The following is a 15,049-nucleotide window of genomic DNA, read 5'->3' on the forward strand; positions in this document are numbered from 1 at the left end:
TCACCGCATGATCCGGGCTTCGGTCAGGCGGTGAGTTCTGCCGGTGCCGAGTCCTCGAGTTCGTCGGTGGGTGGGAGACGGGGAGCGAGCCAGGACATCGAGGCCGGGGTAGCGGCGGCCCTCGATCCACTCGTCCCTACCTTCTATTGCGGGTAGCTCGGGCCGGTCGTAGGGTCTTGGCTCCCACAGGGTGTCGGGTATGGCTTCCATTCGTCTGCCGAGGTTGTGGCTCAACACGATTGGCCGCCCGGCGCCCCTCGACGACTCGGCTGCTGATTGAGAATTGCGAACCGATCGCTGTGTAGGGACTCGACGGCGAGGTCGTCTGTGTGGCAAGGCAAAGCGCGACTGACGAGGAGAGATCAATTTGGACCGGGCCTGGGTTGGCGTGGACATCGGCAAGGAACACCATCAAGCGGTTGTCATCGACCGAGAGAACAACCAACTCCTGTCGCGGCGTGTGGCGAACCAGGAGACTGCGCTACTGCAGCTCATCGACGAGGTGACCGGTTCGGCTGAGCGGGTGGACTGGGCCGTCGACATCGTCGGAGGCGAGTCAGCGCTGCTGCTGACGCTGCTGCACTCCCGCAGACAGTCGGTCTGGTATATCACCGGCTTCCAGGTCAATCGCGCCTCCGGCGGATACCGAGGCTCGGGGAAGACCGATGCGAAAGATGCTGCGGTCATTGCGGATCAGGCCCGCATGCGGCGGGATCTGACACCAGTGCGAATCGATGACGAGCTGATCGTGGAGCTGCGCATGCTGGTGGCTCGACGACGCGACCTTGGCGGTGACCGCGTCCGGCTGATCAGCCGGCTGCACCAACAGTTGCTGGCCATCAGCCCAGCCCTGGAACAGGCATTGGACCTGACCAACCGTGGTCCGCTCATGTTGCTCACCCACTATCAGAGCCCGGAGGCCATCCGCTGCGCCGGAATCGATGAAGTACGGCAGTGGCTGCGCTCGCAGAAGGTCCGCAATGCAGCTGCTCTTGCCGGAAAGGCGGTGGAAGCGGCCGCGGCGCAGCAGGTCAGGCTGCCCGGACAGGTCTTGGCTGCCGAACTCGTAGCGGAGATGGCGGAAGGGGTGGTCAACCTCGACGAGCAGATCAAACACATCAGCAAGCTCATCGAGGAACGATTGCGCCGCCACCGGACCGCCGGAATCCTGTTGAGCATGCCCGGTATCGGGGCGCTATTGGGTGCAGAGTTCCTCGCCGCCACCGGTGGAGACCTGACCACTTTCGCTTCGGCTGACAAACTGGCAGGAATGGCTGGTCTGGCACCGATGCCGCGGGACTCGGGGCGAATATCGGGGAATCTGCATCGGCCGCGTCGCTACCACCGCGGACTGCAAAGGGTCTTCTACCAATCGGCGCTGGTCAGCATTCGTACGACCGCTGAATCCCGTGCGTTCTACGACCGCAAGAGAGCCGAGGGGAAACGCCACACCCAGGCCGTGCCGCCCTGGCTCGCCGCCGAGTCAACGTGTTGTGGGCGCTGCTACGCGACGGGCGCCGCTACTCGCCGACCCCTGCCCCTGCCTGTGCCGTGGCCGTGGCAGCCTGAGATATCCGGATCGCCCCGGCCCGTCTTGGGGCTTGACAACTCCATTGAGAACCGTGCTGTTCGGCCAGCACGGCCCCGACCAGGCGGACGATCGAGCCGCGGTCGGGGAAGATGCCGACGACGTCGGTGCGGCGGCGAATCTCGGCAACATGGTGCCGATGGCGGCCACCAGCCCGGCGGGTGCGTTGGAGGTGACCAGTTCGACCCCGCGCAGACCGCGGGCGACCAGGTCGCGGAAGAACGCCAGCCATCCGGCCCCGTCCTCGCCGGAGGTGACTTGGAGATCGAGGATTTCGCGGTAGCCGTCGGCATTGATGCCGGTGGCGATCAGGGCGTGGACATTGACCACGCGCCCGCTCTCGCAGACCTTCAGCACCAGTGCGTCCGCGGCGACGAACGTGTAAGGCCCTTGGTCCAGAGGCCGGGTGCCGAACGCTTCGACCTGCGCGTCGAGATCGCGGGCCATCATAGACACTTGCGACTTGGAAAGTGTTGTGATGCCAAGTGATTCGACGAGCTTCTCCATCCGGCGGGCTGACGCGCCGAGCGGATAGCAAGTCGCGACCACGCTGGTGAGGGCGCGTTCGGCCCGCTTGCGTCGTTCGAGCAGCCACCCGGGAAAGTAACTACCCGAACGGAGTTTCGGGATCGCGACATCGATCGCGCCGACACGGGTGTCGAAGTCACGGTGACGGTAGCCGTTGCGGAAGTTGACCCGCTCTTCGGCGCGTTCGCCGTAGCCGGCGCGCCGCACGCCGTGTCGGCCTCGGCGCTCATCAGGGTCTGGATGAAGCTCGACAGCAGCCCGCGCAGCAGATCGGGGCTGGCCGTGGCCAGTTGCTCGGACAACACCGTAGTCGGGTCGATACGCTGAATATCGGTCATCGCGTGGGACTTTTTTTCCTTCAGTGACTTTGGTCGGTCTGTTGAAGGATCACGCGATGACCACCCTCACATCCGGAATTCGGCCTCATCGGCCGAGCTAAGACCTGCTACACCACTCTGACGGACGCAACCTCGATGAGAAACGAACCAGCTCACACATCATGGAATGCCGGTGGACCAACACCCCAGATGAGAGTCTTCGCGAGCCCTTCCGCTCTACCCCGACAGATCGACCACCCGCCTGCCAGTGCTGTGTAACCAGCGAATACCTGCGGGCGATAGCCCCAACTGGAGTGACCGAATCGATGAGCGAGGGTTCAGCTAACGGCTGATTGTCATAGCTGTGGATTAGGGTTTGCGGCAAGTCGGAGCAGTGCGAGGGGTGCAATGGTTACACGGCGTCAGGGGCAGCAACGGGCCCGCGCACGGGTTTCGGGGCGGCGCCGCCCGTTGCCAGAGGCTTACCTCCGCTGGAATACCGCTGTCGCCGAGGTCATCTACCCAGCTACCGACGAACCTGTCCCGGCTTATATGGATCTCGAAGCCGATAGATTGAGACAAGTCGCCGAGACTGCCGAGGTCGATGGACAAGAGCCGCGCGTGGCGATGGCCGAGGCCGTGCGATCGGTCGTTGTCGACTCGAGCGGACTATTTTCGCTGCAGTGGCTGGTGTCCGAGTCGCGCCATTGGCGCCGGAAGTCAACCAGTCCTCCTCCCTGCCTGGCCTTTTTGGCAGCATCGGTGCTCGCTGCGGAGGACATGGGCAATGCCGATGAAGGCCTCGCTGCGCACGCGTACTATCCACGCCTGGCGAAGCTGCTCTCGCTGCCCGACGATAAGCGTGTTCGTCCGCAGTACATGACTTCCGCCGAGTTCCTTTGGGGCTGTCTCAACACGTGGCTGGAGAACCTCGAAGGCGAACGCGGGCTCCCCACCGCCTATGCACTGACGCACAGATACGTCGGACTTCCGATGTCTCAGGTCCTTGTCAGAGGGGGAGACCGGAGAAAGCTGCCCGACATGTTCGTTCAGTTCGGGCTGAATCCCGGCATGCGGCTGGCTCCCGAGGATCTCGTCACCTATCTCGACATGTGGATCAACTCCGAGAAGTCCGCCGCATCGGCTGCGCTTCGCAGGCTTTGGCGACGCAAAGAATCCCATGACCGGATCGCGGCTATCGCCGCTGTCGAGTTGGCCAACTGGGACGGTGTGATCCAGGGGTCTTCCAGCGCTTCGTTCGGAAGAGTCCTGCTGCTCGCCAGCTTGAGGAACAGCTGGCGGGGACAGGCTTTGGACCTCGCCCTCGGACTTCGGCCGCTGATCAGCGACATGGACGGCCGCGCCGAAGTCCTGCAGACGGCCGGCGAATGGGCCGACCTGGCGTTCAGCCCGAATGTCGCAGGCCTGTGGCGCACCACCTATGTCGATACGATCGACTTCGGGTCGATGCTGACAGGACTCGTCAGAATCAGGCACAGCGGAGGGAGCGACGGAGTCGAATACAAGCGGTTTCCGACGAACGTCGTGCCGCTCGTTTACGACGAACTACAGTCCGCTTACATACAATCCGAACGGCTGCAGCTTGGCGTCGACTCGCTCTTGCTCGTCCGCAGTTCGGGGAAGACCTCCGCGGCGAACGTTCTCACCGAGGTCGAGCAGGTCTTGGAGGAATGTGCGCGCCCGGGATACTCGCGGATCGCCGAGATAGCAGGTCTGCCCGAAGGGTGGATTCTGTTCACCGATGTCCAGTTGTTCAAGGCTCCGGTCGGCACGATCCGACTGAACGAACTGGTGCCACTCGCGCGCAACCAGCTCACCATCGCAGGCGGCCTACGAATTCCGTCCCGTATTCGCAAGTGGTCCAGCCTCAGTCCCCCGGAGATTCGGGCCACCGCACAGGAAGACACACGACTCCGCGTCGTCCTCTACAAGGACCCGGACAACGAGCAGATTTTCGCGGAATCTTCAGACAGCGGGACGCTGGTCGTCGGTTTGAGCGAACTCGGACTGACCGATGGCGACTACCACGTCGCGTTGTTCACCGGCGAGAACAAGGACCCTACCCAACAGGCCAGCCTCCGGCTTCGTTCCAGCGACACTGTCGATCGGCTGTGGGAAAGTGTCCCGAGGCTCGTCTACTCCCTGCAGACTCCGATCGGCGCGCTCACCGCCTCGGAAAAAGAGCACGGCGACCTGTTCGTCGATGGGCTGGTCACCGAAGGAGAATCCGGAGTGACCTCAAGCGCCACGGCATCAAGCAGCGTGTTCTGGAGCAGCCCACGGCAAACCCCGCCTCGTCGGACGATTCAGATAGGCACCCCAGACCCGACATCATGCGTTGTGACCGGCGCACATCACTGGGAACTACCGCCTGCCCTATGGGAGCGGCACGCATCCAAATTGATGGACGGGACGTGCTCACGGTGTGGTCTCGTCAAGCGGTTTCCTACGTGGCTGCCGCGCAATCGCGGCGTATACAGCAAAGCCATGCGAGGATCCGCTGCCCCGCCTGAGATAAAGGTCGGCGATCTACCCACGGTGCAGAAGGAGCCTCTCAACTGGACCGCTGCGATTGATGCGCTGATGCACTTGGGTGGCGGCGCCTACTCGTCCCTGCAGTCCGTGGCTGCCCAACTCGACGGGTCGGCGCTTTTCGCCGACGCGTTTACCCGCCAACTCGAGGCGCTGGGGCACATCGCGATCGAACGAAACGACCGTGGACAGCCTGCGCGTTGGGAGATTTCGCCCACCTGCCTGGCCGAGTCGCAGTCCGGAAGCCATCGACTCGCGGGATTCTGGCCTAGAGACGCGATCATCAGCCTGACCGAATCTCAGAAGACCGGCGCGGTGCAGACATTGAGCACCGCGGACGGGCTACCGGCTACCTTCCTGGTCGCGACAACCCGAAGCGAAGCCGAGCGCGTCGCAGAGGTCCACGAAGCGGCTTTTGCGCCACGGACCGGCGCAGCCATGCTCGAAGCGCTGCCGCGGCTGTCAGAGATCGGGGCAGCGCTGCCCCGCATCACGATGCCGGGATTCGACTCACTCGAGCGCTTCGACCTCAGATCCGCGGGCTGGATGCCGTGCCTCGACCCATCGACCGCCGGCGCCTACCGATTGCGACGAGGATTCGAAATCCTCTATCTCTACCGATCCAGCGACGACGTCATGACGGGTCAAGCAGCTGTTACCAGCGTATACCTGGCAAAACACCTTGCTGCCAACGAGATCGGCAAGACGTTCCTCTTCTATCTGGCGGGCACGCGTGCCGTGCTGACGCCCCAAGGATGTGACCTGCCCGGGCTCTATAACCGTGCAGCCGTGGCGTTCTCAGGGCAGCTTCCGACGCAACGAGCGGTGACGATCCACACGGACAGGCGAAAATGCTTGTCATACAGTTCGATCGACCAGGCCAGCGCCGACCTTCTTGTCACGTTGTTCACCACATAGGAGCATTCTTGAGGCAAATCACTCCGCCGACACTCGCTCGCGGACTCAGGGACGCGTACCTGCGCTACTTCGATACGGCATTCTGGCTGAACGACGAATCCATCATGGCGGAGCGGCGCATGCTGTTGGAGCGGCCAGGCGCACTTGTCGGCAAGGTCATGATCGAGCCGGTCGTCCCCCACCCCAATACAACGCTGTTGTCCGACGTCGCCGCACGGTCCGGGATTCCTTCCTCTATCGCCGCCCGGGTGGCAGCTTCGCTCTTCCCGGGAAGCGACCCCCATACCCTCTTCCTGCGCGAGCATCAGGCTCAATCCATCCTGCATCACTTCCTGCCGGGCACCTCTCCTGGTCGAAACGTCGTGGTCACCTCGGGCACGGGATCGGGCAAGACCGAATCCTTTCTCCTGCCGTTGTTGCTGCGCTTGGCCCGGGAAGCATCGACATGGCCCGCACAAGGTGCGACCACACCGTGGTGGCAATCCCCTTCTCCTCGATGGAGTTCCATCCGCGAACGCGAGACGCGCCGTCCAGCTGTCCGCAGCATGATCCTCTACCCCACGAACGCACTCGTCGAAGATCAGATGACCAGGCTCCGCCGCGCTGTCCGGCTGCTTCGCGAGGGAGACCAGCTGCACCCCATCTGGTTCGGCCGCTACACCGGCAACACCATCGGTGGGAAATCATCGACAAAGCGTGATAGGGAAGTAGCCGACCAGCTCCGGACATACGCTCGCGAGTACGACGAGCTCGTCGAGGCCAAAAGCAAAGGCCGATCGGACGTCGACTTGAGCCAGTTCACCGATCCTCGGTCGGGCGAGATGCTCACTCGTTGGGACATGATCAGTCACGCGCCCGACATCCTGGTCACCAACTACTCGATGCTCAATACGATGATGATGCGGCACACCGAAGAAGAGATCTTCGAGCAGACCGCACGTTGGCTCGCGAGCAGCGCAGACAACGTATTCACCCTCGTCGTCGACGAGTTGCATCTGTACCGCGGCACTCCCGGCAGCGAAGTCGCGATGATTCTGCGCGCGCTGCTTCGTCGTCTCGATCTTGCGCCCGACAGCCCTCAACTCCGGGTCATCGCCACCTCGGCCTCGCTCACCGATACCGAAGAGGGGCGTCATTACCTCGAACAGTTCTTCGGCCTCGCTCCAGACTCCTTCACGATCCAGCCAGGCGCGCAGATTTCGTTGTCGCCGCCGGAGAAACTAGATCCAGCACTGGTTCGGGCACGCGACATCGCCCCGGCAACGTTGACCCATGCGATCGCTGCGGCATGCGTTTCCGACGAGGACCAGCGCCTTCGCGCGACGGCAGTCGACGAGATCGCGGATCGGTTGTTTCCTGGACGTGACGATGCGGACTCGCTGATGGAGACCATCTTCGACCAGCTGGTCGCGGCGGACTTCGAGAACTCCGCACTGACGCCCATTCCTGTCCGAGGTCACCTCTTCGTCCGCGTCCCTCACGGCATGTGGGCATGCAGCGACCCCGACTGCACGGGCGTAACCGACCCGACTCCCACGCGTCGCATCGGCCGCTTGTACACGACCCCGACAAGCGCATGCACCGACTGCGGGGCACGCGTACTGGAGTTGCTCTACTGCTACGAATGCGGCGATCAAAGCCTCGGCGGCTTCCTCGTCGTCGATGACACCCAAGGCGACCGCGCGATGGAGGTCTTGCTTTCCCCCACGCCCGTAACAGAGAACCAGAGCGCCAAGCCTGTGTTCCTGCGCTCGACCGGTGAGTTCCTGTGGTACAGGCCGGGCATCCCAGAAGATCTTACGACTTCATGGACAAAAGAAGGAGTCACGCTCGACTTCGCTCGGGTCGCTTGGGAGCCGAAACTGGGACTCATCCAGCGAAGCGGCGCCGCCCCGACGGGATTGAGTCTCACGTCAAAGGGGGCGGGCCCGGACGACCGGATCCCGGCCTTGCCCGACCGGTGTCCCGCATGCGGCTATGCCCCCAATTTCGCGAAGAAGAAGGGCGCTTTCCGTGCAGGCCAGGTCTCGTCTGTGATCCGAGCGCACACCTCCGGAACAGCGGCAGCAACCCAGCTGTACCTGTCGCACTTGGTGCGCTCACTGGCCTACGGCCAGGAACCCTCCGCCGCGTCGGAGGCCAAGACGATCGTGTTTACCGACAGCCGCGACGATGCAGCCCGCACGGCTGCCGGAGTGGCCCGCAATCACCACCGCGACCTGGTTCGCCAAGTGCTCAGACGCGAACTGGCAGCAGGCAAGGACGCTGTCGCCGCACTGGACGCCCTCGTCGCGGAGCCCGAAAGACTCCAGTCCGAGCCCGCCATCGCACCTGGCGGCTTTGCGCGTATGAAACAACGAATCGGCATGCCCCTCACCGAAGGCGAGGAAACCGCGCTGGACGACGCGCTGAGGGAACTTGCAGCGCGCACAACTGTGGGCTTTCTCGAGATGTGCGAACGCATCACCAACTACTTCGTATCCATCGGAGTCAATCCTGGGGGCACCGACCCCGGCAATCAACACCTCGAAGACTCGTCGAACGGCACGACGCCCTGGTACCGAGCATTCCGACCTCCGAAGAAGGGGCTTTGGGACGAACCGCCGCTTACTCAAGGGCAAGACAAACTGAAGTCAGCGTTGCGCGCCTCGGTTGTCGAAGCTGCATTCGATCGCGCGCGTCGCGACCTCGAGTCCGTAGGCATCGCCCGCGTGCACATCGAAGGCTGGAAGCCCAAACCCGGCCCACTGGACATCGAGGAGCAGGACCAGCTGCTCGGCGCTGTTCTGCGCATCCTCGGGCTGTCGGGCCGCACGGAGGGAAGCAAACGGGCAGGAGTCTCCTCCTCCGCAGAAACTCCCCCGCCGGTCCGGAAATACCTTGCCGCCGTTGCCAAAGCACGCGGAATCGATCCTCAGCGACTCAACGATCAACTTCTCGAACTCACGAACGACGACGCTGTAGCGCGGGCCGTCAGCGGGTGGCTCTTGAGGACGACCTCGGCGGACTCGACGCTCGTTTTCCAGCCCGCCGGCAACCGCGTATGGCGGTGCTCCCGATGCAATTTCGCTCACCTGCATCCCAATGCAGGAGTCTGCGTGAACCGTCAATGCTTGAGCAGCGATCTGCGGGAGTCCCCGCTGTCGACAGACGACGACTACTACGCCTGGCTGGCGCATGAAGATCCGCGGCGGATGAACATCGCCGAACTCACAGGTCAGACGAAGCCGTTGTCAGTACAGCGAGATCGACAGCGCTGGTTCAAGGGCGCGTTCACCCAGCGCGAGACCGCGCTGACCCGCGAACTCGACGTCCTGTCCGTCACCACGACGATGGAGGTGGGCGTCGACATCGGGTCCCTGCGGTCCACGCTCATGGCGAACATGCCGCCTCAGCGGTTCAACTACCAGCAACGCGTTGGCCGCGCCGGCCGAGCACGGCAGGCACTGAGCTTCGCGGTGACGATCTGCCGCGACCGCACCCACGACGAATACTATTTCAACCGCCCTGAGCGCATCACCGGAGACAACCCGCCGCAGCCCTTCCTCGACCTGGGACGACGCCGGATAGTCCAGCGCGTCGCCGCGAGCGTGTGCCTCTACGAGGCATTCGCCGCGCAAAAGAACCCGCCCGCATGGACGCCGAGCAGCAACCACGGCACATTCGGCCAGATCCCCGACTGGCCCATCCACCGCGACGACATCGCCGCATGGCTAGCCAAGTCTCTCCAGGTCGATGCGATCGTCGACCGCCTCACCTCACATACCCCGCTGGACGTCAGCGACATCGAAGCGATCAAGAAGTACGTCAGATCCGGACTGATCTCCGAAATCGACAAGGTGACCGTCGAGGAACAGAATTCGACTGATACCGAACTAAGTGCGGCGCTCGCCCGATACGGGCTCGTGCCTATGTTCGGATTCCCGACCCGGGTGCGAAACCTCTGGAGTCGCCGCATAACCAGCCGCGATATGCTGGATCGCTTCGCGGTCAGCGACCGGGCGTTGGAACAAGCCGTTAGGAGCTTCGCCCCCACCGCCGAAATCGTCAAGGACGGACTGGTTCACACAGCGGCTGGCTTCGCTGCATATGCGCTGCGGGGTAGCGCAGCCGTGGCCGTCGATCCTCTCGGTCAACCCAGAACCGTCGCACTGTGCAGAACGTGTGGACAAACAGCGCTGACTACTGCACAGAAATGTTCGGCATGCGACAACCCGGTAGAACAGATCACTTTGTTCGAACCGAGGGGGTTTCGCACCGACTATCAAGAACGACCTTACGATGACGACCAGGAGGCACTGAGCGTCGCTTCACCTCCCGCCCTGATACCAGGAAATATGCCGACAGAGAGCAATAAGCACGAACGTTTCGAACTCGACCTCTTCGCAAACAGTCAGCTCGTCACGATCAACGACAACTTCGGCCGCGGATACGCTCTCCAGCGTCAATTCGACAAGAGCGTTATCGCCGAAACTCCTAGCGCTGCAACGCCAGAGAAGAATGCCATAGGCGAGGTACGAGTCACCGACGCGTTGCTCATTACTCCCATCGGCCTGGATATCGGCACCGGCACTATCGCGCTCTACGAACTTCCTTCCGGAAAGGCGATCTACACCTCCTTCGCTGAAGTACTGCGAAAGGCCGCCCAAGCACTGCTCGACCTTGACCCCGCCGAACTGACTTCCGGCCTCGTACCCAAGAAGCTCCCTATACTCGGGCACTCCGGACACTCCGAGGAGCAGGTCGGCGCAGGCGTCTTCCTCGCCGACACCGCCGAGAACGGAGCAGGGTACGCCGTAGAGCTCGGTAAGGACTCCACCCTGGCTGCACTACTGAAGAACGCGCTGGCGGAATTCCGAGCCGCCTGGGAAGACCCGACCCACAGCCGGACGTGCGACACTTCATGCCCGGATTGCCTACGCTCCTACGACAACTCCCGCCGCCACCCGCTGCTCGACTGGCGACTCGCGCTCGACCTGCTCGAACTGATCACAGGACAGCCGTTAACCTCGTCTCGATCGCTTCCCAGCGAAGAGAAGTGGATCGAGACGGCGGCAGCTGCGCTCGAAGGAGCATCCGCTGCTGTGATCGGAGACATCCCCGCGGTAACAAGAAACGGCAAATGCGTGCTTCTCATCCATCCGATGTGGCGCACCGAGGACAACTACTTCACCGTCGAGCAGACGCAGGCTGTGCACGCCGCCCAGGAGAGCTTCAAACACGTTGCCATGTCCGACATTCGGGTGTTCCGCCGGAACCCCATTTCGATATTCGAACACCTGAGATGATGGCCCCTTCGAGCTCCTATCAGGTTCGGTTGCCGAGCGATCGCCAGTGGATGAGGGTGCCTGCGAGGTAGAGGAATCCGCGGTGGATGTCGGTGCGGCATTGCCAGCGGGTGGCGAGACGGCGGTATTGGTGTAGCAAAGCAAGGGATTGTTCGACGACCCAACATCCGGCGGTGATCTTGTCGCGGCTACCGCGGCGCGGGATGTAGCCGGCGATACCTCGTTGCTGCAGTTCGTCGTACACGCGTGGATCGTCGTAGCCCTTGTCCCCGATGAGCGTGGTGATCTGCCGGTGTGGGCGGCCTGGCCGCCCACACAGAGGCCGAACCTGCCGGGTAGCTCGGGCAACACCCGGTGGTCGTTGACGTTGGCCGCTGACAGCGTGACCGCGAGCGGTAGTCCGTTACCGCAGGTGAACCGTCGACTTATCTGGTGGCAGCCGTTTCGTGATCGGGGTCAGCCGTGCGGTAAGGAGACCGGTCGGGCTGACTCGTGAACCGCCTGCCGCCAGATAAGTCGACGGTCCAATATGAGAGCGACGGGCTAAACGGGGCGCGGGAATAGTCTCGGCGGGCCGCATTGCAGCCCAACTCGGATCGTGGCCGAGGTCGAGGCGGCGATCTGCGTATCTCACCCTTTTCGCCCAAGTGAGTAGCGTGCCCGCGTGGCGGCCGGGGGCCGTCGAGGTTCCAGCCCCAAGCCTGTGGCGCCGCCGGGTCGGCGACGGACGATCGCGCGGGCACCGGTGTGAGTACCTGGAATCGGCGACTTAGTCACCGCGGGGTTTTGCCCGCACGGGAACTGGTGTGTCCAGCTCGGGGTCGTCGGCGTTCACGGGCGATTCTCCCGGGAAGGGGACTGCTGCACGATCGGGTGACAGGTTCGATCACGCGGCCTGACTGGCCGGTGGGGTCATGATTGTCTCGTATTCGATTGGCGTCAAACGACCGAGGGTGCTCTGCCGTCGGCGGCGGTGGTAGGTCCGTTCGATCCAGGTGACGATCGCGATGCGTAATTCCTCACGGCTGCACCAGGATCGGCGATCGAGGACATTGCGCTGCAGCAGCGCGAAGAAACTCTCCATAGCCGCGTTGTCACCGGCCGCCCCGACACGGCCCATCGACCCGACCATGCCGTGCCTGTCGAGGGCGCGAACGAACTTCCGGCTGCGAAATTGGACGGATTCAATCGGTGGTCGCAACACCGGTTTGTTGGAGCGATCGTAGCTGTTCGGTGAAGGCTTCGGCGGGTGTCTTCCAGCCGAGGGTCCTGCGGGGCCGAGCGTTGAGGGTATGGGCGATGGCGGCGATCTCGCGTGCGGACCAACGGGACAGGTCGGTGCCTTTCGGAAAGTATTGACGCAGAAGGCCGTTCGTGTTTTCGTTGGTGCCGCGCTGCCAGGGACTCTTCGGGTCGGCGAAGTAGACCTGCATGCCGGTGCGGGCAGCGAACCGGGCGTGGTCGGACAGTTCCTTGCCTCGGTCCCAGGTCAGCGATCGACGTAGCGGCGTCGGCAATGGGCGCATGGTCCTGGTGAGCGCGTCGGTCATGGTCGCCGCGCCGTAACCGGCCAAAGCGGGGCCGTTCTTGGTGCGGGCGATGACACCGTAGCCGTCCTCGCGGGGCAGGTGGACCAGCATCGTGAACCGCGTAGCGCGTTCGACCAGGGTGCCGATTGCCGAACGCTGCAGCCCGATCACCAAATCACCCTCCCAATGCCCGGCAACCAGCCGGTCATCGACCTCGTCGGGCCGGTTCCGGATCAATGTCTCGGTAGTGACGTGCGCCCAGGCCTTTTGTCTAGTGCGTGCGCGCGGGACTCGCAGCGCCCGGCCCCGGCGCAGGCAGCCGACGAGCTCGCGTTCGAGCCCACCGCGGGATTCGACATATAATGCCTGGTAGATCGCTTCGTGGCTGATGCGCATGGACTCGTCGTCGGGGAATTCGATCTTCAACCGGTTGGAGATCTGCTCCGGGCTCCATGCCGTCACCCACGCCCGATCGCCACGATGCGGCTTGTTGCGACCCTTCCACTCCGGACCGGCAGGACCAACCACTACACGCCCGTCAGCACCTCGCACGACCCCGGACAGCTTGTCCTGCACGTATTCTCGAAGCCGGTCGTTGCCGACCAGTTTGGCGGGCTTGGGGCGCTTGGCGCGCCGTTCGGCATGCCACTGCGCCGTCGATGCCTTGTAATTCAACCGGTAGGTGCGGGTGGACGCGTTGCGGCGCAGCTCCCGCGAGACCGTCGCGGGATTCCGTCCGAGCCGACGGGGCGATCTCTCGAACGCCCGCGCCCTGGGCACGCCACAGCGCGATGTCCTCACGTTCGGACGACAACAAATAGCGCCCCGAAACAGTCTGGGGCAAACGAGGATTCACGCCGCCAGCATGCCGGAACCACCGGAACCCGACCGGCGCGGACACCCCCGCCTCGGCCGCAGCGTCCTCTGTCATCACCCCACGGGCGATCGCCACCCAGAACCGGACCCGGTCCTCACGCCAGGCCACCGTCGGCCGGCCCGGCGAGGGAATCTGCCCCCGATACTCCCGAACATTCTTCCACCGCTGAACAGCTCCCACCCGCCGACACCTCCATGATCAGGAGTGTTGCGACGATCAGTTGAATCCGTCTTGCGATCCGCGGTCGGAATGAAGAATGCAGCCGGCCACGTCGCCGCGTCGGGCCACCGCGCTGTTCAGAGCGCGGACAGCGAGCGCCGATTTCATGCGTGAATCGATGGAGTAACCGACGATCCGGTTGGAATAGACATCCTTGACCGCGCAAATGTAGAGCTTGCCTTCGTTGGTCTGGTGCTCGCTGATATCGGCCAGCCACAACCGATTTGGACTTTCGGCGGTGAAGTTTCGTTGAACCAGATCGTCGTGGACCGGTGGGCCGGTCTTTGCCTTGCCGCGGCGCTTCTTGCCGAACGCGCTCCACCAGCCCTGGGCCGAGCAGATCCGCCAGGCGGTGCGGTCGGCCATCGGTTCACCGGCCGCGCGGGCCTCGTCGGCGAGGAATCGATAGCCGAACTCCGGGTCGTCGCGGTGGGCGTCGAATAGCGCGTTGGCGCGATATGCCTGCTCGAGTTCGGCGTCGGTGACCGGTTCGGCCAGCCACCGGTAGTAGGGCTGACGAGCCAGTCCCAGCACCCGGCACGTCACCGTGACGGGAATCCCGTCGGCGGCCAACTCGCGGACGAGCGGGTAGATCATTTTCCCGGCAGGTTCGCCTGCGCGAAATAGGCGGCGGCCCGTTTGAGGACCTCGTTCTCCTGCTCCAGCAACCGGATTCGCCGTTTCGCCGCCCGCAACTCGGCAGACTCGCTGCTGCTGGCGCCGGGCTTGGTGCCCTCGTCGACGTCGGCTTGGCGCATCCATTTCGACAGCGTCATCGGGTGGATCCCGAAATCGGCGGCGATCTGCTCGAGCGTCACACCATCGTCGCGGTTGCGAGCGACCCGCACGACGTCGTCGCGGAACTCACGAGGGTAGGGCTTGGGCACAGTGACATCCTTTCAGGCCCACCTCTCGGCAAGCCATCTCGGTTGTCACCTATCTGTGCAGCAGTCCCAAGGTTGGTCGAGTCTCAGCGGTGGCTCAGTACCGGTAGTGGTCCGGCTTGTAGGGGCCCTCGACGTCGACGCCGATGTATTCGGCCTGGTCCTTGGTGAGCTTGGTCAGCGTGCCGCCGAGCGCCTCGACGTGGATGCGGGCGACCTTCTCGTCCAGATGCTTGGGCAGGCGGTAGACCTCGTTGTCGTACTCGTCCGGCTTGGTCCACAGCTCGATCTGGGCGATCACCTGGTTGGAGAAGCTGTTCGACATCACGAACGACGGATGTCCGGTGG

The 15,049-nt window shown here is 63.5% G+C and carries 7 protein-coding genes and 4 pseudogenes; 3 read left to right on the forward strand and 8 right to left on the reverse strand.

Translation table 11 applies throughout. The features are described from left to right. The first annotated feature begins 367 nt into the window (after nucleotides 1-367). Nucleotides 368-1,569, forward strand: a pseudogene (locus tag NAM01S_RS34425) (IS110 family RNA-guided transposase). Here NAM01S_RS34425 and NAM01S_RS37420 read toward each other — a convergent pair. Then, a complete protein-coding gene (locus tag NAM01S_RS37420) occupies nucleotides 1,521-1,820 on the reverse strand; it encodes a transposase (protein ID WP_372511744.1) in 300 nt (99 codons plus the stop codon). The pseudogene NAM01S_RS34425 and the gene NAM01S_RS37420 sit on opposite strands and share 49 nt — an antisense overlap. Next, nucleotides 1,712-2,454, reverse strand: a pseudogene (locus NAM01S_RS28010) (IS256 family transposase); the annotation flags it as partial. The pseudogene NAM01S_RS28010 and the gene NAM01S_RS37420, both read right to left, overlap by 109 nt. A gap of 531 nt (nucleotides 2,455-2,985) precedes the next feature. Here NAM01S_RS28010 and NAM01S_RS28015 point away from each other — a divergent pair. Together NAM01S_RS28015 and NAM01S_RS28020 are read left to right on the forward strand one after the other, a co-directional pair. Next, the gene (locus NAM01S_RS28015; RefSeq protein ID WP_067790901.1) at nucleotides 2,986-5,904 is read left to right on the forward strand and encodes a hypothetical protein; all 2,919 of its coding nucleotides are present in this window, start codon (nucleotides 2,986-2,988) and stop codon (nucleotides 5,902-5,904) included. 8 nt (nucleotides 5,905-5,912) lie between these two features. Then, nucleotides 5,913-11,192 (forward strand): DEAD/DEAH box helicase, encoded by a 5,280-nt coding sequence (locus NAM01S_RS28020; RefSeq protein WP_067790903.1) that lies wholly within the window; start codon nucleotides 5,913-5,915, stop codon nucleotides 11,190-11,192. 19 nt (nucleotides 11,193-11,211) lie between these two features. On the opposite strand, the gene NAM01S_RS34430 is transcribed toward NAM01S_RS28020, so the two are convergent. From NAM01S_RS34430 to NAM01S_RS28050, 6 genes and pseudogenes are all read right to left on the reverse strand, one after another. Next, the gene (locus tag NAM01S_RS34430) at nucleotides 11,212-11,436 is read right to left on the reverse strand and encodes a hypothetical protein (protein WP_084483374.1); all 225 of its coding nucleotides are present in this window, start codon (nucleotides 11,434-11,436) and stop codon (nucleotides 11,212-11,214) included. Nucleotides 11,437-12,078: 642 nt separating this feature from the next. Continuing rightward, a pseudogene (locus NAM01S_RS28030) lies at nucleotides 12,079-12,369 on the reverse strand (integrase core domain-containing protein); the annotation flags it as partial. A gap of 7 nt (nucleotides 12,370-12,376) precedes the next feature. Next, nucleotides 12,377-13,778: pseudogene (locus tag NAM01S_RS28035) on the reverse strand (IS30 family transposase). A 36-nt stretch (nucleotides 13,779-13,814) separates the two neighbouring features. Continuing rightward, nucleotides 13,815-14,414 carry a DDE-type integrase/transposase/recombinase gene (locus tag NAM01S_RS37425; protein WP_157107954.1) on the reverse strand — a complete coding sequence of 200 codons (600 nt, stop codon included), beginning with the start codon at nucleotides 14,412-14,414 and terminating at the stop codon, nucleotides 13,815-13,817. Further along, a complete protein-coding gene (locus NAM01S_RS37430; RefSeq protein WP_067790905.1) occupies nucleotides 14,411-14,704 on the reverse strand; it encodes an IS3 family transposase in 294 nt (97 codons plus the stop codon). The genes NAM01S_RS37425 and NAM01S_RS37430 overlap by 4 nt, the downstream gene beginning before the upstream one ends. Nucleotides 14,705-14,798: 94 nt before the next feature. Further along, on the reverse strand, nucleotides 14,799-15,049 hold a 251-nt coding region (locus NAM01S_RS28050), incomplete at its 5' end, for an adenosylhomocysteinase (RefSeq protein ID WP_174554855.1).

This window comes from Nocardia amikacinitolerans NBRC 108937, from assembly GCF_001612615.1.
Lineage (GTDB): Bacteria > Actinomycetota > Actinomycetes > Mycobacteriales > Mycobacteriaceae > Nocardia > Nocardia amikacinitolerans.